We start from the raw sequence: 23,245 nt of genomic DNA on the forward strand, positions 1-23,245 counted from the left end.
TCCGAGGCGATGAATCCCACCGCCGACGAGCCCGCCACGCCCGAGCTTCCCGCTCGCACGGTGGCGGAGCCGCTCCCCGAAAAACCGTCCGTCTCCGTGATCATGCCGGTGCTCAACGAGGCCCGGCACCTCGAAGAGGCCGTGGGTCGAGTCCTCGCGCAGGACTACCCCGGCGAGATCGAGGTCGTGATCGCGCTCGGGCCGTCCACGGACGACACGGACGCGATCGCCGCCCGCCTGGTCGCGCGCGACCCGCGGGTGCACACGGTCCCCAACCCCACCGGCCGCACGCCCAGCGCGCTGAACGCCGCGATCGGGGCGTCCAAGCATCCCGTCGTCGTGCGGGTGGACGGCCACGGCATCCTGCCGGCCGGCTACATCTCCACCGCCGTCCGGCTGCTCGCCGAAACCGGCGCGGCCAACGTCGGCGGCCTCATGCACGCCGAGGGCACGACCCCGTACGAGGAGGCCGTCGCCCGCGCGATGACCTCCAAGCTCGGCGTCGGCAACGCGCGCTTCCACACCGGTGGCGGCGCGGGTCCGTCCGACACCGTGTACCTCGGCGTCTTCCGGCGCGAGGTGCTGGAGGAACTGGGCGGCTACAACGAGGAGTTCGAGCGCGCCCAGGACTGGGAGCTGAACTACCGGATCCGCCAGGCGGGCTACCTGATCTGGTTCTCGCCGGAGCTCAAGGTCTCGTATCGGCCGCGACCGACGACCAAGGCGCTCGCCAAGCAGTACTACAACTACGGGCGCTGGCGCCGGGTCGTCTCCCGGCACCACCAGGGCTCGGTCAACCTGCGCTACCTGGCGCCGCCGGCCGCGCTCGCCGCCGTCGCCGCCGGCGCGGTCGTGGGCCTGTCCGGGCGCAAGGCCGGCTGGCTGCTGCCGGGCGGGTACGCGGCGGGCATCCTGGCCGGCGCCGCGTGGGAGGGCCGCGACCTGCGCCCGAACGCGCTGGTACGCCTGCCCGGCGTGCTCGCCACGATGCACGGTTCGTGGGGCGCGGGCTTCCTGACCAGCCCGAAGAGCCTTGCCGACCGGGTCGAGGCGGGCACCGAGAAGCAGGCGGAAGAGCTCGACTGACAGGACGTCGTCCGCTGTTCGTCGGCCCGGGTCGCGCGCGTGCGGCCCGGGCCGACGCGCGTCCGCGAGGCGTCGCTCCGCCGACGACTCGCCGTTTCCCCGGCCGGAAACCGGGTCCTTCCGGTAAAGCCAAGTAACGTGGCCGCCTGTTCACCGCCCGTCCCCGGTGACAGTCTGTGAAGCGTCGGCACGGCCTTGGGAGACGACGGCAATGAGCGACAGGGACTCGGCTGTGGCCGCGGGTGTGGCCATCCCGGATGCCCGGCAGGCCGCGGAGGATCGCGCGCCCGGGCCGCCCGAACGGCTGCGGCGGGTCGTGGTCACCCACACGGGCGTGGGTGACGAGGACGCCGAGGCAGCGGTCGAGGGCGCGTACGTGCTGCGCGTCGGACCCGCCGAGACGGTCGAGGTCGACACGTCCGTCGAGGTCACCGAGTCGGGCGTGGTGCGCTCCCTGCGGGTGCCGGTCGATCCGGCCAAGGCCGCCGAACTGGCCGCCGCGCGGGCCGCCGTGGCGGCGGTGGACGGCGCCGGCGGCGTCCTCAAGGGCCTGCGCCGGATCATGGCCCAGCGCGACCTGGAGGCGGTCCGGCGCACCCATCGCGCGGACGCGCAGCGGGACGCGGACACGTGGGCGGCCCGCTGCGCCGAGGCGTACGAGCCGTACGTGCGTGCGTTCGCGGCCGGCTCCGACCCCGACCCGAGGCCGGCCCCGGCGGCCCCGGCAGCCCCGGCCCCCGTACTCGGCATCGGGCCCACCAACACCGGCGGGCAGGGGTACGCGTGGGCCCGCGCGGTCGAGCGGCACCTGCCGGGCGTCCGCGCCGAGGCGTCCGCGCTCGCGTCGGCCAACACGCTCGGTCACCCCGCCGATCACACGATCGGCACCGACGACTGGCTGTCCACCCGGTGGCAGCTGGGCCGGCTCGGGCACGTCCTCGACCGCTACACGCACGTGCTCGCCGAGTGCGGGATGCCCGCGTTCGGCCGGCTCGGCGGCTCGTGGGTGGACGCCGACGCGGCCGAACTGCGCGCGGCCGGGATCGCGCTCGGGCTGGTCCTGCACGGCTCGGAGATCCGCGACCCCGCGAGGCACCGTGCGCGGGTCGAGTTCTCGCCGTTCGATCCGCGGCACGAGCTGACCCACGCGCTCCAGGCCAAGGTGGACCGGCTGCTGCCGATGCTGCGCGAGCTGGCCGTGCCGACGTTCGTGGCCACGCCGGACCTGATCGCGGACGTCCCGGACGCGCTGTGGCTGCCCGCGACGCTGGATCCGGCGCTCTGGCGCACCGAAGCGCCGGTGCTGGAGCGCGAACGCCCGGTCGTCGTGCACGCGATGACGAGCCCGTTCCTGCGGGGCACCGCGCGGATCGAACCGACGCTGCACCGGCTGCACGACATCGGGCTGATCGAGTACCGCCGGATCCTGCACCGATCGGCCGCCGAACTCCCGGGACTGATCGCGGATGCCGACGTGGTGCTCGACCAATTCGCGTGTGGTGCCTACGGCATGACGTCGTGTCAGGCGCTCGCGGCGGGCCGGCTGACGATCTGTTACCTGCACGAGTCGGCGACCGGGCACCTGCCGGCCGACGTACCGATCCTGAACGCGAACCCGGACACCCTGGCGGAGGTCCTGGAGCGGGTCGTCGCCGAGCCGGACCCGGCCCGCGAACTCGCCGCGCGCGGCCCGGCCTACGTCGAGGAGCACCACGACGGCCGGCGCTCGGCCCGCGTCCTGGCCGATTTCCTGGGCGTGGCCGCGGAGTGACCACTAGCGTTCGGGTGTGGCAATCGACCCGAGCGCGGACGTGGACGAATCGGCGATCATCGGCGCGGGCACCCGGGTGTGGCACCTGGCCCAGATCCGGGAGGACGCGGTCCTCGGCACGAACTGCGTGATCGGGCGCGGCGCGTACGTCGGTCCGGCGGTGCGGATCGGCGACAACGTCAAGGTGCAGAACCACGCCCTGGTGTACGAACCGGCGATCATCGAGGACGGCGTCTTCATCGGCCCGGCGGTCGTCCTGACCAACGACATGTACCCGCGCGCGGTCACCCCCGACGGCGCTCTCAAGGGCGAACAGGACTGGCGGGCACAGGGCGTGACGGTCCGTCAGGGCGCCTCGGTGGGCGCCCGCAGCGTCGTCGTGGCCGGCGTCACGATCGGCCGGTGGGCGCTGATCGCGGCGGGCGCGGTGGTCCACCGCGACGTCCCGGACTTCGCCCTGATGGCCGGCGTCCCGGCCCGCCGCGTCAAGTGGGTGGGCAGGGCGGGCCACCCCCTGACCCAGGCGGGCGGCACCCACTGGCGCTGCCCGGAAACGGGCGAGCTGTACACGGAACGCGCCGGCGCACTGAGCCCGACGAAGCCGGTCGACTGAGCTGCGCCCGCCCTGTCCGGTCGCGGTCCTCGACGCCGCCCGCGCGCGTTCCGCGGCGGGCGCCGTCTCAGTCCAGGTCCAGTGTCGCGTCGATGGTGTCGCCGTTCGGGTGTGGGTGGGCTCGGTGGTGGACCCGGGCTCCCGCGCCTGTCAGCAGGCGTTGTGCGGCCGTGTTGGCGTCCGTCGTGCTTGCCACGATTCGGGGGGCGCCCTGGGACTCGGCCTCGGCGCGCAGGAGGGCCACCACCGCGCTGCCCACGCCCTGGCCGCGGTGTGAGCGGCCGATCCACAGGCCCGTCTCCAACGCGCCGTCCGGGCCCGGTTGGAGGCGGGCCGCGCCCACCACGCGGTCGGCGACCAGGATCGCGTACGTGGTCGGGGTCGCGGCCCACTCGTGGTGGAAGGCCAGGAACGCGGCGCGGCGGTCGGCGGTCCAGCCCGGCGGGCCGTCCACCGGCGGCATGACCTCCAGCGGATCGGCATCGGCCACGGCCGTGTCCAGGAGCGCCGCCAACAGGTCCTCGTCCAAGCGGTGCAGCCGCACCCGCGCGTTGTCCACCCCCGGAGCGTGACCGCGACCGGCGACCCGCGTCAACCGGATCGGCGAGCCGGTACCGGCGGACACCCCGCGCCCACACACGCCCGCGGCCGGCCCCCGACGCCCCCGATCAGGGGCGCGGGCGGCCGGCCGCGATCGTGCCGTGCTTGTCGCCTACCGGCTCTTCTTCGGCGCGCACACGTTCTTGTCCGCCGTCTCCAGATCGATGTTCTTCGGCGGCTCGCTCGACGGCTTCGTCATGTCCGGGGGAGCCGTGGCCGGATAGTCCTTGCCGATCAGCACCTCGTACCGGGTCAGCGTCGTCGACGTGCTCTCGATCAGCGCGGTGTCCGGTAGGCCCGTCGCGGCGGCCAGGGCCTTGGCGCCGTCCAGCTGGCCCTTGGGATACGTGATCGTGCTGGTCGCGTGCGGCTTGCCGTCCCTGGCGTTGCCGGCGCTGACCGCGACGAACTTGCGGGAGACGAGGTCGGTCGCCACCTCGTTGGCCCGCTTCGACACGCCGCTGCCGTTGCGGACGTCGACCTTGATCGTCGCCGGGTCCACCTTCGGCGCCTCGGGAGTCGTCGCCGGCGGTTGCTCGGTCGCCGGCTTCTCACCCACGGTCAGGGGGGTGTCCGTACGCAGCATCGCCATGAGGTTGCTCGCCTCGGGCTGCTTGGGCTGCACCTTCGACTTGGCCATCGGCGGGTACTCCTCGATCGGCAGCGTCGTGAACGCCATCCGCTTCTCGGGCACCTTCTTCAGCTGGTTGCCCAGCGAGATCAGCTTGTCCACGCCGCCGAGGCCGTTGTCCACCGTCAGCGACGACACGGCGATGTTGGCGAGCTTGAACATCCCGTCGACGTTGGTCAGCGACGCGCTGCTCTTGAGCTTGCGCGTGAGCGCCATCAGGAACGCCTTCTGCGCCTTGATCCGGGCCAGGTCGCTGCCGTCGCCGAACGCGTGCCGCGCGCGCAGGAACTTCAGCGCGGTCTCGCCGCTGAGGTTCTGGTCGCCCTTGTCGAGCTTGAGGTCGGTGCCACCCTGCCCGTTCGGCAGGACCGGGTCGTTGATCGGCTCGGAGATGCACATGTCCACGCCGTCCACGGCGTCGGTCATCTTCTTCACGCCGGTGAAGTCGATCATGATGTAGTGGTCCACCTGGACCCCGAGCATCTTGTCGACGGTCGACACCGTGCACGGCGGACCGCCGTTGGCCAGGCTCTCGTTGAACGACTGCGGCCCGTTCGACGCCGGGTAGGTCTTTCCGTCCACGACGCACTTGGGTATCTGCACCATGGTGTCGCGCGGGATGCTGACCAGCGTCGCGTTGGAGCGGTCGGCCGAGACGTGCATCAGGATCGTGACGTCGGCCAGGCCCTCGGTGTGCTCGGCCGCGCCGTACTTCTTGCCGAGACCCTTACGGCTGTCGTTGCCGATCAGCACGATGTTCAGGGCCTTGCGCCCGAACGCGTCCTCCTCGCCCTTCGGGATGCCTTCGCTGCCCGCGTTCTTCTGGGTCGTCGATATCTTGCTGTCCAGGTACTTGATGTACCCGTACGCGCTGCCGGCCAGGACCACCATCAGGCCGACCACGGTGATCGCGATCCACTTGAGGCGCTTCTTCACCTTGCTCTTGGTCGGCGTGCTGTTGCGCGCCCCGGCGCGGCCGGTCGGGGCGGTGCCCGCGCGGTCGCGTCGGCGCGGCGGGCCGTCGGCGCCCGCGGAGGACGCGGAGGCCGCCGCGACGGCCGGCGCTCGCCGGGTCTCGGGCCCCGCGTCCCGGCGTCGTGGGTTCGGCACGTCGGCGCCGGCGGCCGGACCGTCGGCTCTGCCGCCGGTCGTACCGCCTCCGCCCGGTGCCCGCAGCTCGAAGCTGCCGGTGTCCGGGTTCATCACCCACATGTCCGCGACATCCGCGTCGTCCATGCCGCCCAGGGGATCGTTGTCCCCAGGCGCGCCACGGTGCGGCCCGTTGCCTCTGTTCACGCCGAGATCCCTCCGGCTGTTCCCGCTGACACGGCCCCCGGCTGCGCGCGGCCCTCGTATGGCGACACCGGGGCTCCGGAGCCAGACGCGCGGAACCTGTCGGTGGTACGTGGTGGTCGGTATGGAGCAGCCACCATAACCGGCGAGATCTCGCCATGGTCACAACGACTGCGCTTCGTTGGCACTCGGATCATCAGAAAAGGTGCAAAACCTGTCACTCGATGGATCCTGATCAATCGTCAGCCGGTCGAGAGGGATCGTGGCGGAGCGATGTCGCTCGATGTCCCCACGATCCCCCCGACCGTGCCGGTGCTACTTCTTGCGCGGTGATGCGCACTTCGTGTTGTCGGCCGTCTCCAGGTTCAGATCGGTGGCCTTGGGCGGTTCCGGCGGGGCGCCGGGCGGGGTGCTCGACGAGCCCTGCGTGGGCGAGCCGTTCGGGTCGCGTTCCGGCAGGTCCGCGCCGATCAGCAGTTCGATCGTGGTGTCGCCGGAGCGGGCGACCTCCAGGGCGGTCTCCGGCAGGCCCAGGGCCGTCGCGATCGCCTTGGCCTGATCCTGCTTGCCCTCGGGGTAGGTGATCCTGCTGTTGGCGTGTTCTCGGCCGTCCGGCATCGTCGTGCCCGAAGTGGCCTTGAAGCCCTTCTCCTTGAGCGCTTCGACGACCGGTGTGATCCGCTTCTTGGCGGTACCGGTGTCCACGGTCACCCTGATCTTGGCCGCGTCGGCCGGCGCGATCGTCTGCGGCGGTGCGGACGGCGGGACGGTCACGGGCGGAGGCGGCGGATCGGCGGCCGGATCGCCCTCGGTCAACGGGCGGTCCGCGCGGATCGCGGCCCACAGGTTGTCTGCGGCCGGCCGCCGCGGCTGTACCTGGTCCGGTGCCGGACGGTACGTCTCGGTCGGCAGCGTGGTGAAGGCCATCCGCTTCTCGGGGACCTTCTTGATCTCGTCGGCCAGGTCGATCAGCTTGTCCACGCCGGCCAGGTCGTTGTCGACCGTCAGCGCGCTCACCGCGCTGTTCGCGATCTTGAACATCCCGTCGACGTTGGACAGCTTCGCGTTGTTCTTGAGCTCGCGGGCCAGCGCCATCAGGAAGACCTTCTGCGCCTCGATCCGGGCCAGGTCGCTGCCGTCGCCGAACGCGTGCCGCGCGCGCAGGAATTGCAGCGCGTCGTTGCCGCTGAGGTTGTTGGGCCCGGCCGGGAGTTCCAGGCCCGTACCACCGCGCTGGCCGGAGAGCACCGGATCGTGGATCGGCGCGTCGAGGCAGATCGGTACCCCGCCGACCGCGTCGGTCAGATCCCGAACGCCCTTGAAGTCGACCTCGATGTAGTGGTCGGTCCGCACCTGGAGCATCCGGTCCACGGTCGCGACCGTGCAGGACGCGCCGATACTGCGGAAGCTGTCGTTGAACTGACCGAACCGGGCCTCGGTGACCTTCTTGTCCTTGCCCTTGCCGATCTCACAGCGCGGGATGTCCACCATCGTGTCGCGGGGGATGTTCACCAGCGTCGCGTTGGAGCGGTCGGCGGACAGGTGCATCAGGATCGCGACGTCGGCGAGTCCCTCGTGCCCTTCCGCGCCGTAGCGCCGCCCCTCGCCGACGCGGCTGTCGTTGCCGATCAGCAGGATGTTCATCGGACTTCGGCCCTGCGAGTCCTTGGCGGCGGCCGGTGGTCGGCCGTCCTTGTCGGCGGTGATCTGGGTGTGGTGCAGCTTGCCGTTCAGGTACTGGATGTACCCGTACGCGCTCCCGGCCAGGACCAGCAGGAAGCCGACCACGGAGATCGCGATCCATTTGAGGCGCTTCTTCACTGTGCTCTCTCTGCGTCTGCCCCACCTGCCGGGTCCCGCGTGCTCCCCGACCTCCGTATCCGTGTTCGTGCCCATGTGCTCGCGTCCCCTCCGGCAACGTGCCGGCGCGCGACTCGCGGTCGTGCGCCGGCCCTCCCTGATGCGGCGTCGGAATCAGCCCGAGCACACGTCCTGTTCCGCCGTACGCCCCGAGACGGTGACGATCGGGCTCTTGTCCGCGGCGGAGGTCGGCTGGGCCGACGGGGCAGTGCCGCCTGTCGAAGTCGGGTCGGCCGTGGAAGTGGACGTGCCCGATGCGCCCGAGGGGTCGGCGGTGCCCGACGCGCTCGGCGTCTCGGATCCCGAGGGGGACCGCGTGTTCGTGCCCTTGCCGCGTTCGCCCGACGCGGGCGCGCTCGGCGGGACGGTCACGCGATCGCCGTTCTCGTCGATCGTCGTGCGCGCGGACGGGGCCGGGGTCGCCGACTGCTCGATCCGCACGTCGCCGTTGTTCTCGAAGCCGTTGTCGTCCTTGCCGGTGACGGCCGCGCCGACCGCGACGCGGTCGAGGCGGATGGCGTCGAACAGTCGGTTCGCCTTGGGCTGGACCAGCTCGTCGCGGTCGGTGTCCAGCCGGTACGGCTGCCGCGGCACGGTGAGGAACGCGACCCTTTCGTTCGGGATCCCCTTGATGCTGTCGAGCAGGTCCATCAGGTCCTCAAGCGAGCTGAGCCCCGGGTCGGCGGTGATCGACCGGGTTCCGGCGTCGAGGAGGTTGTACAACTTCCACGGCTGGGTCAGCAGGTCGCCGACCTTGACCTTCTTAACGAGCGCGGCGAGAAAACGCTGCTGCCGGGTCATCCGCTGGGTGTCGCTGCCGTCGTCGACGTTCTTGCGGGCGCGCACGTACGCGAGCGCCTCCTCGCCGTCGAGCTTTTGCTTGCCCGCCGGCAGGTCGAGCTTGGCGGCGGTGTCGCGCATCGGTTCGGGCAGGCATACGTCGACGCCGTCCACCGCGTCGACCATCTGCTTGAAGCCGGAGAAGTCGATCACGATGTGGTGGTCGACGCGGATCCTCGTCATCTGCTCGATCGTCTTGATCGTGCAGGCCGCGCCGCCGATCTCGAAGGCGTGGTTGAACTGGTCCCGATACGCGCGCGACTTGCTGCCGTCGTCCCGTACGCAGGACGGGATGTCGACCATGAGGTCGCGCGGGATGCTGATCGCGACCGAGCTCTTCCGGTCGGCGGCGAGGTGCATCAGGATCGTCGTGTCGGAGCGCTTGGTGCCCTCACCGATGTCGCCGTACGTCTTGTTGTCGCCGCTGCGGTCGTCCGAGCCCATCAGCAGGATGTTGACCGCGTCGTGCGCGACGACCGGCGGTCGTTCCTGCTCCGGGCCGATCTTCGCGGTCAGGTCCTCGGTGGTGATGTTGCCGTCGAGCTTGCGATACAGCACGTAGGCCGCGACGCTGCCGGCCACCAGACACAGCGCGACGGTGACGGTGACGCCGATCAGTACGCGCTTGTACACGCGGCGGCGCCGGTCGCGGCGGGCCAACCGGTCCAGGCCCGCGGGCGCGGCGGGCGTGGCGCCGGCCTCGGGCGCGCCGGCCGCGGGCACCTCGGACGCTACGGGCGTAGCGGTGTCGGCCGCCGAGACGACGGCCTCCGACACCGGTGCCACGGCGACCGGTTCGTCCGGTTCGCCTGACGCGGCCGGTTCGGTGGGCCCGCCTCCTTCGACCGCGTCGACTGCCTCGGCCGGCTCGGCCGATGTCGACGCGCCCGATATCTCGGGTTCGGTCGGTTCGTCCGGCGCCGTTTCCGGGCTCGCGTTCCGGCCGGGTTCGGCCTGCTTGCCGTCCCGTTCACTTTCACTCACGTCGTGTCTGCTCTTTCCCCGGGGCGCTCAACGCTGATCACGAGCGACGAACCGCACATGGGGCGGTCGCTGCACTGATAGACGTGCTGCCACTTCCCTGAGTTGCGTATGTTGTTCGGCCTGTGATGCAGGTCACAGACGGAAGTCGTAACGAAACGTGTCAGAGCAGCCGCACATCGGCGAGCACGCTACCGTGCGCCGCCGTACGTCCGGGAGGGAAGGTGGGCGTCTCGCCGCGAAATGGGTGACACCTCGTCAGTTGGCTTTGCAGATGTCCTGATCGGCGTCCCGGGTGCCGGCCCTGACCGGTGCCTTCGGCGGTTCGGACGCCGCCGCGGCGGGATCCGACCCGGCGTCCGCCCCGACGGTCCCCGCCGACTGCCGCGCGGGTGCGCCCGCCGCGCTCGCCCCGGCCGAGGGCGGGGCGACCCTGCGCCGTCCGTCCAGCGGCTCGTCGTGGTTGATCGCGTCGAACAAGCGGCGCGATTCGGGCTGGACGAGCGCGACCCGGTTGGGGTTCTCCGGCGGGTTGTACACCGGGACGTGCGCGAACGTGATGTCCTTCGTCTCCAGATCGCTCATTCCGCGCGCGAGTTCGACCAGGTCCTTGACCGAATCGAGGCCCTCGTCGGCGCGGATCGACTTGGTCAGCGCATCGGCGAGGGCGAAGACCTTGGACGGATCGGTGAGCGTGTCGCTGCTGCGGATCTGCTTCGCGAGCGAGGCCACGAACGCCTGTTGGCGCTTGATCCGGCCGAGGTCGCTGCCGTCGCCGCCGAGCCCGATGTCGTGTCGCAGGCGTACGTAGTCCAACGCCTCCCTGCCGTGCACCTTGCGCCGCCCGGCGGACAGCGAGATGTTGCCCTGGTGGTCCTGCACGTTCCGCGGCAGACAGATCTCGACCCCGCCCACCGCGTCGACCATGCCCTTGAATCCCGAGAAGTCCACGATGATGTGGTGGTCCACGCGCATCTCGGTGACCTTCTCGACGGTGTTGCGCGTACACGCGGCGCCGCCGAGTTCGAAGGCCGAGTTGAACATCGCCCCGCGCTGTTCCACGGACCGGGTGCCGTCCCTGGCCACGCAGGACGGGACGGTGACCAGGAGGTCGCGCGGGATGCTCATGACCACCGCGTGCCGGCGATCCGAGGACAGGTGCACGAACAGGGTGGTGTCGGAGCGTTCGCCGTTGTCGCCGCCGCCGCCGAGCGCGCGATTGCCGCCCGCGCGCGAATCCGAGCCGATGATCAGCAGGTTCATCGGTTTGCCCGTGCCGTTGCCGCCCACGTCGGGGCGGTCGGCGTTGAGCTTGTCGCCGACCGAGTCGGTCCTGAGGTTGCCGTTGAACCGCTGGTACGCGACGTAGGCGGCCGAGACGCCGGTCAGCAGGACGATCGAGACGCCGACCCCGATCGGGATGAACACCTTGCGGCGCCGATTGCGCTTCTTGCGGGCACGCCGCGCGGCGGCCCGCCCCGAGGCGGACACGGGCCGGGTCTCGACGGAGACCGGGGGAACCTGCGGGGCCGGGGTGTCGGGCTCGGTCGTGCCCTCGGGCCGATACAGGTGATCCCACGAACCCATGAACCCAACGCCTCCCCGCCTGCTGAGGGACCGCCGGCCCCGGTGCGTTACAGGCGGTCGGGGCCACGAAAGCGCAGCACGACCCGTCTTGTCATGGACTAGTCGGCGGAACGGGTGACGGCGCGCGTGACGCGCTCCGCCTCGATTCGCCGGTCCAGCAGGGATTCATCCAGGTGACGGCACACGACGACCGGGACGGACGCGGCAAGGGGTGCGAGCAGGCCCGCGCGCAATCCACCCGTTCGGGCGAAGCTCAAAGAGGTGAGTACCCGGTCGCCCGGGACGAGCCGCCACTCCCGCGCGGCGGCCGCGCCCTCCTCGGCGACCTCGCCGGCGGTCAGCGTCCGGCCGGCCGTCGCCAGGGCGGGATCGTCCGCGCCGACCGGACCGTAAGGCACGAAGCGGTCGCCGTGCCCGGCGACTTCGGCCGCGTAGTCCAGGAAGCCCGCCGGCGGCGTCGGGAACCGCCCGCCCATCGGCCGCAGCGCGAGCGCGACCCGCTCGCCCGGGCACGCGGCGGCGCGATCGAGCGTGTCCGGCCCCGACACCACGACGTCGGCGTCGGCGGGATCCCCGTCGAACGTCACCACCAGGCCGAGCGACCAGGCCGCGAGCAGCCACACCTGCGTCTGCCAGTGCGCGGGCAGCAGCAGCGACACCCGCGCGCCGGGCTCGACCGCGAGGTCGTCGCGCAGCAGATTCGCGGTCTTGGCCACCCAGTTGTCGAACGTCGCGACCGACAGCTCGACCCGCTCGCCGGTGGCGTCGTCGTAGAACGTGGTGAAGGGCCGCGCGGAGTCGGCGGCGAGCGCGACGCGCAACTGATCGACCGGGGTGTTGGGCATGCGCCCAGCCTATCGAGACCGCGAATCGATGGGTCAAATGGGTGTATTTGTCGCATTTACCATGAACATCGGCTGATGTCGGGCAGCTGTACAGGTTCGTTGACCTGGATGACGAGGGGCCTGCCCGTGTACACCAGAATCGCGTTGTCGATCGCCGCCGTCACCGTGCCCGCCGCGCTCGTAGGGCCGCCGGCGCACGGCACCAACCTCTACGCCCCCGGTTCCAGCGTGACCATCCCGCTGACCGGTATCGAACAGGAGTCGGACGCCGCCGCGCCGCGCGCGGGCCGCACCGCGGTCCTGACCGCCGAACGCGCCACCGCCGCCTACTCGTTGCTCGGCGTCACCTGGGCCGACCCGCACGCGGGCGAGCGCGTGGCCGTACACGTGCGCACGCGCACCGGCGGCACCTGGAGCCCGTGGCACGCCCTGCACGCGAACGGCGACGGCACCGGCCAGGCCGAGGGCGTCGGTCGCGGCGGCACCGAACCGTTCTGGGTCGGCCGCTCGAACGGCGTCCAGGTGCGCGTGGGCGTGCTCGCCGGCGACGTGCCGCAGGACCTGCGCGCGGAACTGGTCGACCCCGGCGAGTCGATCGCCGACCGCCGCCCGTCCCGGCCGCAACGTCCCACCGGCCGGGTGGTCAAGGGCCGTGCCGCCAAGCCCGCGATCGTCACCCGCAAGGACTGGGGCGCCGACGAGTCGATCCGGGACACGAACTTCAAGTACACGAACACCGTCAAGGCCGCCTTCGTGCACCACACGGCCGACGGCAACGACCTGTCGTGCGCCGAGTCGGCCAAGGTGATCCGCGCGATCTACCGCTACCACGTCAAGACCAACGGCTGGGCCGACATCGGCTACAACTTCCTCGTCGACAAGTGCGGCACCGTCTTCGAGGGCCGCGCCGGCGGCGTCGACAAGGCCGTACTCGGCGCGCACACGCTCGGCTTCAACACCGACACCACCGGCGTGGCCGCGCTGGGCACGTACACCTCCAAGACGCCGCCGGAGGCGATGCTGAACGGCATCGAGAGCGTGCTCGCGTGGAAGCTCGGCCTGGGCGATCGCAACCCCACCGGCAAGGTCGCGCTGACCTCGGCCGACAGCGGCAGCCGTTACAAGAAGGGCGCGTCCCACGCCTTCGACGTGATCTCCGGACATCGCGACGGCTTCAACACCGAGTGCCCCGGCCAGAAGCTCTACGACAAGCTGCCCGCGATCCGCGCCGACGTGGCCGCCCGGATGGGCTGACCGACCATGCCGAACAGGGGCCTGACGGCTGGGCTCAGCGGGCTCAGGCCCCCTTGCCGACCATCTCCCGAAGCCGCTCCACCAACGGCTCCACGACCGCCTCGGGGACGAACCGCTCGTGCGCGAGCGCGCCCGCCGCCGCCCGCAGCCGCGCGACCTCGGCCGGATGCTGGGCGAGCCGGCGCAGCGCGTCGGCCAGCGCGTCCGAATCGCCCGCGGGCACGAACAGCCCGGCCGCGCCGAACAGCCGGCGCTGCGGCGCGGTGTCCGACGTCAGCACCGCACAGCCCGCCGCGGCGCCCTGGAAGACCTTGTTCGGCACCACCCGCAGCGCCTTGGCGCCGGTGCCGAACACGCCCAGGCACACGTCGTGCTCCGCGACCAGCGGCGGCAGTTCGGCCTCCGGCACCCACGTCCGCCACGTCGTGCGCGGCGCGTCCGTCCCGACCAGGTCCTTCGTTCGCTGCGCCTGCAAACCCCGGCCGATCATCGTCACGGTGATCGGATAGCCCTCCAAGCGGCTCAGCGCGGCACCGATCACCGGCGCGCCCTGGACCGGCGAGTACAGGCCGAACGAGATCACCCGCAGGTCCTCGCCCCGCCGGAAGTCCGGTTCGGCGCGCGGCGCGGGCTCCGCCCCGTCCGCCGCGTCCGCCGCGCGGCCCGCGTCGAACCACACCGGCGATGCCCCGATCGGCACCACCACGGTCCGGTCCCGGTCGCGCGGCGCGAGCACCCGGCGGTGCTCCTCGGTGTCCACGAGCACCAACCGGGCCGCCGCGATCGCCGCCTGCTCGATCCGGTCGACCTTGCGCAGCTCCGCCCGCGCCGCCTGCCCCCTGCGGTCGGCGACGTCGTCCACGCTCTCCAGGTGGTCGAGCACCAGCGGGACGTTCGGGAACAACCGGCGGGCGATCTGGATGTCGAGCCGGCCCTGGTAGCCGACGATCACCACGTCGGGGCGCGGTGCCCGGCGGGCCTTGGCGACCAGTTCCGCGATGCACCGCGCGTGCCGCAATCGCTGGCGCGGGATCCCGGGATGCGCCGAGGGCGGCGGGACCATCACCCCCGCGTCCATGTGACCGAGGGGAACATTGCAGGTCACCACGTCGATGCCATGGCGCCGCAAGCCCTCGATGAGTATTCCCACCCGGGGGTGGACGGTCGTGTCATACGTGCCGAACGCCATCACCCGCATAGGTGAAGTGTGCTCTGCGCACTTCGGGGCAAAACCGGGAAGGTACCGTGGCGGTCCGAATCGGATCGCGAGGAGACCCCGTTGGACACGAGTGCCCGCCATCGCGTGTGGCGGCCCGGGTTCGCGCTGGACCTCCGACTCACCGCCGGCCAACTGCGCCGCGGGCACAGCGACCCGACCTATCACGCGGGCTCCGACGGGTCGGTGTGGCGCACGTCGCGCACCCCCGCCGGGCCGTGCACGCTGCGGCTGATCGACCGCCCCGCGACCGGCGAGATCGAGGCGAGCGCGTGGGGACCGGGCGCCGAATGGCAGCTGGACGCGGTGCCCGCGCTGCTCGGCGCCGGCGACGACCCGGACGCCTTCACCGCCCGGCATCCGATCGTCCGGGACGCCCAGCGCCGGTTCGCGGGCCTGCGGATACCACGTACCGCGCTGGTCCTGGCCGCGCTCGTGCCCTCGATCCTGGAGCAGAAGGTCACCACGATCGAGGCCCGCCGGGCCTTTCGGCTGCTGCTCGGCAAGTACGGCGAGGCCCCGCCCGGGCCCGCGCCGGCCGGGCTCCGTGTGGTGCCCGACGCGCGCACGTGGGCGCTGATCCCCTCCTGGGACTGGGCCCGCGCCGGCGTGGACGGGCGCCGCTCGCGCACCGTGATGGAGGCCACCCGGGTCGCCGGCCGGTTGGAGGCCACCACCGGCGTCGAACACGCCGAGGCGGCACGCCTGTTGCGCGTGGTGCCCGGGATCGGCGTGTGGACGGCGGCCGAGACCATGCAGCGCTCGCACGGCGATCCGGACGCGTTGTCGGTGGGCGACCTGCACCTGCCCAAGACCATCGGCTTCGCGCTCGCGGGGCACGCGGTCGACGACGCCGGGATGCTCGAACTGCTCGCGTGCTACGCCGGAAACCGGCATCGGGCCGCGCTGCTCATCCGGATGTCGGGGGTGAAGGTGCCGCGCCGCGCGCCGCGCTACGCGCCCCGCAGGCACCTCGCGGGACAGGGTTTCTGAGCCGGCGTCGTTTGTCCCGGCAGGTGTCGGGCAGCCATTCATGCGTCACGGGAACGGGTTCCCGACGAGGTGCGAACAAGCCCCCGGACGTCGGCCGGGCATCGCCTCCCGATGTAGCGTCAAGGATCTCCCGAGGCAGCGTCGAGAGCGGTGTGAGTCCGCCGAGTCCGGGCCGGCAGCGGCACAGGAGACGGGCCCGTACCGGAAAACGGGCGGGGTCCGCCGCCGGGATCGACGGCGGACCCCGCCCGTTCGCGTGTTCGGTCCGGTCAGCGCACCACGATCACGTCGTCCGCCGAGCGCTCCGGGCGATCCCGAGGCGCTTCGGCGGGCCGGCCCACCGCGACCGCGCCCATCGGGTCCCACCCGGCCGGCAGCGCGAGCGCCGCGCGCACGACGTCACGACAGAACATCGTCGACGACACCCACGCGGACCCCAGGCCCTCCGCGGTCAGCGCGATCAGCAGGTTCTGTACGGCGGCGCCCGCCGCGACGGTGAACATCTCGCGCTCGGCGCCGGCGCGCTCGGCGTCGGGATAGCTGTGCGCGCCCTCGGTGACCAGGCACGGCACCACCAGGTACGGCGCGTCGCGCAGCACGTCGCCGCGCCGGGTCCGACGGGCGACCTGCTCCTCGGTCATCCCATCGGCCCGCAGGTCCGCGATCCACGCGTCGCGCATCGCGTCGAGCAACGCGATCCGCGCCGGCGCGCTCTCCATCAGCACGAATCGCCACGGCACGGTGTGGTGCGGGGCCGGCGCGGTGATCGCGGCGGCCACCGCGCGGCGTACCGCGTCGCCCTCGACGGGCTCGTCGGTGAACGCGCGAACCGTCCGACGCGCTGTGATCGCGGTCCGGGCCCCCTCGCCGATCGCCTCGGTGGTGCCGAGCCGGAACATGTCGTCCTCGGCGCCGCGCACCAGCGGGCGTACGCCGGCGCCGTCCGCCTCGGTCACCAGGTGCGCGAGTCCGCGCACGATCGCGACCGGGACCGCGCCCGCCTTGCCCTTGACCAGCTCGGCGGCGGCCGCGAGTTCGTCGACCACCGCGGTTATCGTGACCGCGAGTTCGTTGCCGTGCGTGTCGGTCCGGCCGCGGTGGTCGTCCACCGCGTCGAGCCCCGCGACGCCGATCGCGACGTCGGTGACGCCGGTCCGCCACGGTCGCCCGAACGTGTCCGACACGACCACGCCCACCCGGACGCCGAAGCGCTCGGACAGCGCCGCGCGCAGCCACCTCGCGGACGCGTCCGAGTCCTCCGGGAGCAACAGCAGCGTGCCGGGCTCGGTGTTGGACGCGTCGACGCCGGCGGCGGCCATCACGAAGCCGTGCCGGGTCTGCACGATCCGGGTGCGCCCGCGGCGCGCGACCACGCGCACGGCCTCCGCGTCGATCACCTTCTCGCGGTCCACGCCGCGGAGCAGGCGGCCCTCGGCCTTGCTGAGGATCTTCGAGGTGACCACCAGCACGTCGCCGTCGACCAGGCCCGGCCCGTCCGGGCCGGCCGCCGCGGCCGCGATCAGCGCGGCCAGGTCGGCGCCCTCGCCGACCTCGGGGATCCCCGCGACCCCGAGCACCGAATAGCCGCGGGGCGGGCCGGCCATCAACGCACCCCGTCCGCGAGCGCGAGCGCGGCGCGGGCCATCTCCGCGGTCGCCTCGACGTCGGTCATCATCAGCGGGATCGCCCGGCAGCGGATGCCGGCCGCCTCGACCTCGGCGACCGACGCCTCGTCCGCGGTGTCCACGAGCCAGCCGTCCAGCAGGCCGGGGCCGTAGTGCTGGGCGACGGCGGAGGCGCTGGTCCGCACGCCGACCGCCTCCAGGACCCGGTCGGCCATCCCGCGCACGGGCGCGCCGCCGACGATCGGGGACAGCCCGATCACCGGCGCCTCGGCCGCGACGAGCGCCTCGCGAATGCCGGGCACGCCCAGGATCGTGCCGATGCTCACCACCGGATTCGACGGCGGGAACAGGATCAGGTCGGCCTCGGCGATCGCCTCGAGCACGCCGGGCGCGGGCTTGGCGGTCTCGATCCCGACCGGCACGATCGCGTGCGCGGTCGGCGCGGCGCGCAGCCGCACCCAGTACTCCTGGAAGTGGATCGCCTTGCGCGACCCGGGCTTGTCGGGATCGTCGATCACCACGTGGGTCTCCACGCGGTCGTCGCTCATCGGGACGAGCCGTACGCCGGGCCGCCATCGCGCGCACAGCGCCTCGGTGACGGCCGACAGCGGGTAGCCGGCGGCGAGCATCTGGGTCCGCACGATGTGGGTCGCGTAGTCCCGGTCGCCGAGCCCGAACCAGGTGGGTTCGACCCCGTACGCGGCCATCTCCTCGCGAACGCTCCACGATTCGTCCCGGCGGCCCCAGCCCTGCTCCTCGTTGATGCCGTCGCCGAGCGTGTACATGACGGTGTCGAGGTCCGGGCACACCTTGAGCCCGAACAGGTGGATGTCGTCCCCGGTGTTGCCGACGACAGTGATCTCCGCTTCCGGAACGGCAGCCTTGAGACCCCGCAAGAACCGGGCCCCGCCGATGCCGCCGGCAAGTACAACGATGCGCATGGGTTCAGTCTCGCAGGCCGCCCGGACCGAGGCCGGTCCGGAGGTTGCCGACGACCCGTCAGGTCTTACGAACGGGTGACGTCGGGACGGCGCGGGGTGGTTTCCGCCGGGCCCGGCCCTAGCGTCGTCGCCATGAGAATCCTGGTCACCGGCGGAGCCGGGTTCATCGGATCACACGTCGTGGAACGCCTGGCGGCGGCGGGGCACGAGGTGCGCGTGCTCGACCTCGTGCCGGTCGAGGGCGTGGAAGCGGACGTGGAAGCGGTGGAGGGGGACGTCCGCGACGCGGCGGCGGTCGCCCGGGCGTTGGCCGGCATGGACGCGGTGTGCCATCAGGCCGCCAAGGTCGGGCTCGGCCTCGACCTCGACGACGCGCCGGACTACGTCGGCCGCAACGACCTGGGCACGGCGGTGCTGCTCGCGGCGATGGGCCGGGCCGGGATCGGCCGGTTGGTGCTCGCGAGCTCGATGGTCGTGTACGGCGAGGGGTCGGCCCACTGCGCCGAGCACGGCGAGGTCGTCCCCGGGCCGCGGCCGGTCGAGGCACTGGCGGCGGGCCGGTTCGAGCCCCCCTGTCCGCGCTGCGGGCGGGACGTGACACCCGGCCGCATCACCGAGGAGGCCGCCCCCGACCCGCGCAACGTGTACGCCGCGACCAAGCTCGCCCAGGAGCACCTGGCCGGCGCCTGGGCCCGCGCCACCGGCGGAGTGGCCACCGCGCTGCGCTACCACAACGTGTACGGCCCGCGAATGCCGCTGGACACGCCGTACGCGGGTGTGGCCGCGATCTTCCGTTCGATGCTGCGGGCGGGGCAGGCCCCGAGGGTCTTCGAGGACGGCGGCCAACGCCGCGACTTCATCCACGTCCACGACGTGGCCGCGGCCAACCTGACCGCACTCGCCCGCGAGGGCGTGGGCCTGCGCGCGTACAACGTCGCCACCGGCACCCCTCACACGGTGGGCGAGATGGCCACGGCCCTGTCGCGGGCGTACGGCGGCCCGAAGCCGATCGTCACCGGCGAGTACCGCCTGGGCGACGTCCGGCACATCACGGCGTCGGCGGCCCGACTGACCGAGGAACTGGGCTGGCGGGCGGAGGTCGGATTCACCGAGGGCATGGGGGAGTTCGCGGAGGGGGTGGTGGAGGCGTTGTAGATCGCCCGGACGGGCCCGGGCATGGGGGCGGCGGCGGGGCCGGGGCGGGCCCCTCACCCCAGCGGCAACCGCACCTCGAACCGACACCCGCCCCCCGTATTGGCCACCGCCACCCGTCCCGAATGGGCCTCCACGATCCCCCGGACGATCGCCAGCCCCAACCCCGCGCCCCCGCCCGGCGACGGTGTCCGGGCGTGGGTTCCGCGCCAGCCCGTGTCGAAGACCCGGGCCAGGTCCTCCTCCGGGATTCCGCCGCACGCGTCCGTCACCGACACCACGACCTCGTCCGCGCCCTCACACACCCCCACCGCGACCGTTCCGTCGGACGGCGTATGCCGGATCGCGTTGACCAGCAGGTTCGTGATCGCCCGGGACATCTCCCGTCCGTCGACCCGTACCGGTACCGCGACGATGCCCTCGCCCGCGAGCCGGACCGAGCACGACCTGGCCAGTTCCTCGGTGCCGGCCATCGCGTCCGCGACCAGGTCGTACAGCGACACCCGGGCGAGACTCAGCTTGAGGGCGCCGGCCTGGATTCGGGACAGCTCGAACAGGTCGTCGACCATGCCGCTGAGCCGGTCCACCTCGGTCCTGATCCGGCGGTGATAGCGCGCGGGGTCCTCCGGCAGGCCGTCCTCCAGCGCCTCCGCCATCGCCCGCAGGCCCGCGAGCGGCGTGCGCAGGTCGTGCGAGATCCACGCGATCAGCTCGCGCCGCGCGTGCTCGACGGCGCGTTCGCGCTCGCGAGACTCGGCCAGCTGTACCCCGGCCCGCTCCAACTCCCGCCCCAGTTCCGCGAGTTCGACCACCGCCGAGACCCGGTTCGGGTGGGCCGGCGAGCCGCCGCCCAGCGCCCGCGCGGTGCCCCGCAACTCGCGCACGTCGGCGACCACCGGGCGGCCCAGGAGCATCGCGACCCCGACGGCGAGCACCGCCGACACCGCGCACACGACCATCACCACCGTCAGGTCGTGCGACGACAACAACATCGCCTGCGAGACCCCGACCGTGCCGGCGGCCATGCCGGCTATCGTCACGACCGACATCGCGGCGAGCGCGACCGAGAGCGAGCGGTTGCGCAGCGCGCGCAGACCCAGGACGCCGAGCAGCGTGACGCCGAGGCCGCAGCCCGCCGCGATCAGACAGATCAGCGCGAAGTCCTTCAGGGGCATCCGGGTTCGACCTCCAGCCGATATCCCACGCCCCACACGGTCACCAGCAGCCGGGGCGCGGCCGGGTCGTCCTCGATCTTCTCCCGCAGGCGCCGCACGTGCACGGTCACCGTCGACTGGTCGCCGAACTCCCAGCCCCACACCCGCCGCATCAACTCGTCGCGCGAGAAGGCCCGCCCCGGACTGCCGAGGAAGAAACACAGCAGGTCGAACTCGCGCGCGGTGAGCGCCAACTCACGGCCCGCCCGGAGCACCCGGTGCGCCGCGACGTCGATCTCGATGTCCGCGTGCCGCAACACCACGGGCGCCGCGCTCGGCGGCGGACCCGCCACCCGGCGCAGCACGGACCGCACGCGCAGCACCAGTTCGCGCGGGCTGAACGGCTTCGTGACGTAGTCGTCGGCGCCGACCTCCAGGCCCAGCACCCGATCGGCCTCGTCGCCGAGCGCGGTCAGCATCACCACCGGTACAGGGCCGCGCTCGCGCAGCCGCCGGCACACGTCCAGGCCGTCCATGCCCGGCAGCATCAGGTCGAGCACCACCAGATCGGGCATCTGGGCGAACGCCATGGCGAGCGCGGTCGGGCCGTCGGCGGCGTGCGCGGTCGTGAACCCCGCGCGTTCGAGATAGCCCACGACGACTTCGGCCACGGTCGGGTCGTCGTCGACGACGAGCACCTTCATGCCGGCGAGTGTAGGTGCGCGAAGGGGGACGATTCCGGCTCGATCCCGATCCGTAAGGCCCCCGTAACCCACTCGGCCGTATTGTCGCGACGTCAGCACTCCGTAAGCACGTCAAGCCTGGGTACGCGGCTTCGGCGTCCCTAGCGTGAGCGCCATGGACGCCTCTTCAGCGCACCCCGTGGACGTCGTGCTCCCATGCCTCGACGAGGCCGGCGCACTGCCGTGGGTGCTCGGCCGGATGCCGGCCGGATATCGCCCCATCGTCGTGGACAACGGCTCGCGCGACGGCTCGGCCGAACTCGCCCGCTCGCTCGGCGCCACCGTGGTCACCGAGGAGCGCCGCGGCTTCGGCGCCGCCTGCCACGCCGGGCTGCTCGCCGCGACCGCGCCCGTCGTGTGCTTCTGCGACTGCGACGCCTCCCTGGACCCGCGGGAACTGCCGTCGGTCGCGGACCCGGTGCTCGCCGGCGCCGCCGACCTCGTGCTCGGCCGGCGCCGCCCGCAGCGCCTGGGCGCGTGGCCGCCACACGCCCGGATCGCGAACGCGGTGCTGGCTCGCCGACTGCGCGGACGCACCGGCGCCCGGCTGCACGACCTGGGCCCGATGCGCGCCGCACGCCGCGCCGACCTGCTCGCGCTCGGCATCCTCGACCGACGGTCCGGCTACCCGCTGGAGGCCGTGGTGCGCGCGGCCGACGCGCGGTGGCGGATCGCCGAGGTGGACGTGCGCTACCTGCCGCGCTCGGGCCGGTCCAAGGTGACCGGGACGTTCCGCGGCACGGTCACCGCCGTCCGCGACATGAGCGCGGTCCTCACCCGTCCGGGGCGGCCCGCGTGAACACCCTCCTGGTGATCGCCAAGGCGCCCGTCCCCGGCCGGGTCAAGACCAGGCTGACCCCGCCGCTGACACCGGATCAGGCCGCCGCGGTGGCCGAGGCCGCGCTGACCGACACGCTCGCGGCCGTGCTCGCGACGCCCGCCGACCGGCGCGTCCTGGTCCTCGCGGGCGAGCCGGGCCCGTGGCTGCCCGTCGGATTCGAGGTGGTGCCGCAATGTGGCGGCGGCCTCGACCTGCGCCTGGCCGCCGCGTTCGCCGGCTGCACCGGGCCGACCCTGCTGGTCGGCATGGACACCCCGCAGATCACCCCCGAACTGCTCACCGTGGACTGGTCCGCCGCCGACGCGTGGTTCGGCCCCGCCACCGACGGCGGGTTCTGGGCGATCGGGCTCCGGGTGCCGGACCCGAAGCTGTTCCCCGGCGTGCCGATGTCGCGGCCCGAGACCGGCGCCGTACAACGGGCCAGGCTGGTCGCGGCCGGCCTGACCGTGCGCGACCTGCCGACCCTGACCGACATCGACACCGCCGCGGACCTGGCCGCCGTCACCCGGGCCATCCCCACCACGCACTGCGCCGGCGTGGCCCGCGCACTGCTCGGCAGCGAGGTGTACGCGTGACCCCGGTCCGCGCGGCCGACCCCTACGCGGCCGCGCTGCGCGACGGTGGCCCGCTGTACCTGCGCCGGCACGGCGAGCCGGTGCGGCCGCTCGACCTGGCCCGCTGGTGCGCCGCGCCGGACGCCGCCGACGACACCATGCTCGCGCGCTGTACCGGCCCCACGATCGACATCGGCTGCGGACCCGGCCGGCTCGCCGCGGCGCTCGCCCGGCGCGGGCTGACCGCGCTCGGCGTCGACCCGGTCCCGGCCGCCGTCGCGCGCGCCCTCGCCGCCGGCGCGACCGCGCTGTGCCGCTCGGTCTTCGCGCCGCTGCCGGGGGAGGGCCGCTGGGCCGTCGCGCTGCTCGCCGACGGCAACATCGGGATCGGCGGCGACCCGGGCCGACTGCTCGACCGCACCCACGCCCTGCTCGCCCCCGATGGCCTGCTCGTGGTCGAGACCGACCCGCAGGACGTGCACGAGCGCTTCGCGGCCCGGGTCGAGGACGACCGCGGCACGCACGGCGGCGCGTTCCGCTGGGCCCGACTCGGCACCCCCGCGCTGACCCGCCTGGCCTCCGCGCACGGCTACACCGTGACCGAGACCTGGACCCGCTCCACACGGACCTTCGCGAGCCTGCACAAGGCCCACTGACAGCGGCCC

At 72.8% G+C, this 23,245-nt stretch carries 20 protein-coding genes; 9 read left to right on the top strand and 11 right to left on the bottom strand.

The genetic code is table 11. From position 1 onward, the window contains the following. Positions 1 to 9 precede the first annotated feature (9 nt). The 3 genes from OG928_RS21160 to OG928_RS21170 all read left to right on the top strand — a co-directional run bounded on the left by OG928_RS21160 (position 10) and on the right by OG928_RS21170 (position 3,470). Positions 10 to 1,086: a glycosyltransferase family 2 protein gene (locus tag OG928_RS21160; RefSeq protein ID WP_406286096.1), complete on the top strand. Its 1,077-nt coding sequence runs from the start codon at positions 10 to 12 to the stop codon at positions 1,084 to 1,086. A 211-nt stretch (positions 1,087 to 1,297) separates the two neighbouring features. After that, positions 1,298 to 2,857: a glycosyltransferase gene (locus OG928_RS21165; RefSeq protein ID WP_406286098.1), complete on the top strand. Its 1,560-nt coding sequence runs from the start codon at positions 1,298 to 1,300 to the stop codon at positions 2,855 to 2,857. A gap of 22 nt (positions 2,858 to 2,879) precedes the next feature. After that, positions 2,880 to 3,470, top strand: a complete 591-nt coding sequence (locus tag OG928_RS21170; protein WP_406291105.1) for an acyltransferase — start codon at positions 2,880 to 2,882, stop codon at positions 3,468 to 3,470. Between the two features lie 67 nt (positions 3,471 to 3,537). Here OG928_RS21170 and OG928_RS21175 read toward each other — a convergent pair whose 3' ends face one another. The 6 genes from OG928_RS21175 to OG928_RS21200 all read right to left on the bottom strand — a co-directional run bounded on the left by OG928_RS21175 (position 3,538) and on the right by OG928_RS21200 (position 12,107). Continuing rightward, positions 3,538 to 4,029: a GNAT family N-acetyltransferase gene (locus OG928_RS21175; protein WP_406286100.1), complete on the bottom strand. Its 492-nt coding sequence runs from the start codon at positions 4,027 to 4,029 to the stop codon at positions 3,538 to 3,540. A gap of 153 nt (positions 4,030 to 4,182) precedes the next feature. Next, entirely contained in the window at positions 4,183 to 5,997 is a 1,815-nt protein-coding gene (locus OG928_RS21180; RefSeq protein ID WP_406286102.1) for an LCP family protein, read from the bottom strand. 312 nt (positions 5,998 to 6,309) lie between these two features. Then, positions 6,310 to 7,815 (bottom strand): LCP family protein, encoded by a 1,506-nt coding sequence (locus tag OG928_RS21185; RefSeq protein ID WP_406286104.1) that lies wholly within the window; start codon positions 7,813 to 7,815, stop codon positions 6,310 to 6,312. Positions 7,816 to 7,968: 153 nt separating this feature from the next. Next, complete coding sequence (locus OG928_RS21190; RefSeq protein WP_406286106.1) at positions 7,969 to 9,678, bottom strand: LCP family protein; 1,710 nt, start codon at positions 9,676 to 9,678, stop codon at positions 7,969 to 7,971. A gap of 255 nt (positions 9,679 to 9,933) precedes the next feature. Next, the gene (locus tag OG928_RS21195; protein ID WP_406286108.1) at positions 9,934 to 11,262 is read right to left on the bottom strand and encodes an LCP family protein; all 1,329 of its coding nucleotides are present in this window, start codon (positions 11,260 to 11,262) and stop codon (positions 9,934 to 9,936) included. Between the two features lie 98 nt (positions 11,263 to 11,360). After that, positions 11,361 to 12,107 (bottom strand): TIGR03089 family protein, encoded by a 747-nt coding sequence (locus tag OG928_RS21200; RefSeq protein WP_406286110.1) that lies wholly within the window; start codon positions 12,105 to 12,107, stop codon positions 11,361 to 11,363. Positions 12,108 to 12,233: 126 nt separating this feature from the next. On the opposite strand from OG928_RS21200, the gene OG928_RS21205 reads away from it, so the two are divergent. Then, positions 12,234 to 13,361, top strand: a complete 1,128-nt coding sequence (locus tag OG928_RS21205) for a peptidoglycan recognition protein (protein ID WP_406286112.1) — start codon at positions 12,234 to 12,236, stop codon at positions 13,359 to 13,361. A gap of 43 nt (positions 13,362 to 13,404) precedes the next feature. Here OG928_RS21205 and OG928_RS21210 read toward each other — a convergent pair whose 3' ends face one another. Next, on the bottom strand, positions 13,405 to 14,559 hold the full coding sequence (locus tag OG928_RS21210) for a glycosyltransferase (protein ID WP_406286114.1): 1,155 nt from the start codon (positions 14,557 to 14,559) through the stop codon (positions 13,405 to 13,407). An 81-nt stretch (positions 14,560 to 14,640) separates the two neighbouring features. On the opposite strand from OG928_RS21210, the gene OG928_RS21215 reads away from it, so the two are divergent. Then, on the top strand, positions 14,641 to 15,570 hold the full coding sequence (locus OG928_RS21215; protein ID WP_406286116.1) for a DNA-3-methyladenine glycosylase family protein: 930 nt from the start codon (positions 14,641 to 14,643) through the stop codon (positions 15,568 to 15,570). Positions 15,571 to 15,839: 269 nt separating this feature from the next. Here OG928_RS21215 and OG928_RS21220 read toward each other — a convergent pair whose 3' ends face one another. Then, on the bottom strand, positions 15,840 to 17,174 hold the full coding sequence (locus OG928_RS21220; RefSeq protein ID WP_406286118.1) for a coenzyme F420-0:L-glutamate ligase: 1,335 nt from the start codon (positions 17,172 to 17,174) through the stop codon (positions 15,840 to 15,842). Beyond that, complete coding sequence (cofD, locus tag OG928_RS21225) at positions 17,174 to 18,136, bottom strand: 2-phospho-L-lactate transferase (protein ID WP_406286120.1); 963 nt, start codon at positions 18,134 to 18,136, stop codon at positions 17,174 to 17,176. The genes OG928_RS21220 and cofD overlap by 1 nt, the downstream gene beginning before the upstream one ends. Positions 18,137 to 18,268: 132 nt before the next feature. On the opposite strand from cofD, the gene OG928_RS21230 reads away from it, so the two are divergent. Continuing rightward, a complete protein-coding gene (locus tag OG928_RS21230; RefSeq protein ID WP_406286121.1) occupies positions 18,269 to 19,291 on the top strand; it encodes an NAD-dependent epimerase/dehydratase family protein in 1,023 nt (340 codons plus the stop codon). Positions 19,292 to 19,344: 53 nt separating this feature from the next. Here OG928_RS21230 and OG928_RS21235 read toward each other — a convergent pair whose 3' ends face one another. Next, the gene (locus OG928_RS21235; protein WP_406291107.1) at positions 19,345 to 20,457 is read right to left on the bottom strand and encodes a sensor histidine kinase; all 1,113 of its coding nucleotides are present in this window, start codon (positions 20,455 to 20,457) and stop codon (positions 19,345 to 19,347) included. Next, positions 20,454 to 21,146 carry a response regulator gene (locus tag OG928_RS21240; RefSeq protein WP_406286123.1) on the bottom strand — a complete coding sequence of 231 codons (693 nt, stop codon included), beginning with the start codon at positions 21,144 to 21,146 and terminating at the stop codon, positions 20,454 to 20,456. The genes OG928_RS21235 and OG928_RS21240 overlap by 4 nt, the downstream gene beginning before the upstream one ends. Before the next feature lie 154 nt (positions 21,147 to 21,300). Between OG928_RS21240 and OG928_RS21245 the strand changes: the two genes are divergently transcribed. Genes OG928_RS21245 through OG928_RS21255 form a run of 3 tightly spaced genes read left to right on the top strand, consistent with a single transcriptional unit; the run spans position 21,301 to position 23,236 of the window. Beyond that, positions 21,301 to 21,984: a glycosyltransferase family 2 protein gene (locus OG928_RS21245; RefSeq protein ID WP_406286125.1), complete on the top strand. Its 684-nt coding sequence runs from the start codon at positions 21,301 to 21,303 to the stop codon at positions 21,982 to 21,984. Continuing rightward, complete coding sequence (locus OG928_RS21250) at positions 21,981 to 22,601, top strand: DUF2064 domain-containing protein (protein WP_406286127.1); 621 nt, start codon at positions 21,981 to 21,983, stop codon at positions 22,599 to 22,601. Before OG928_RS21245 ends, OG928_RS21250 begins: the two co-directional genes overlap by 4 nt. After that, on the top strand, positions 22,598 to 23,236 hold the full coding sequence (locus tag OG928_RS21255) for a methyltransferase domain-containing protein (protein WP_406286129.1): 639 nt from the start codon (positions 22,598 to 22,600) through the stop codon (positions 23,234 to 23,236). Before OG928_RS21250 ends, OG928_RS21255 begins: the two co-directional genes overlap by 4 nt. Positions 23,237 to 23,245: the final 9 nt, after the last annotated feature.

Origin of the sequence: Embleya sp. NBC_00896, from assembly GCF_045207785.1 — a bacterium.
Taxonomy (GTDB): domain Bacteria; phylum Actinomycetota; class Actinomycetes; order Streptomycetales; family Streptomycetaceae; genus Embleya.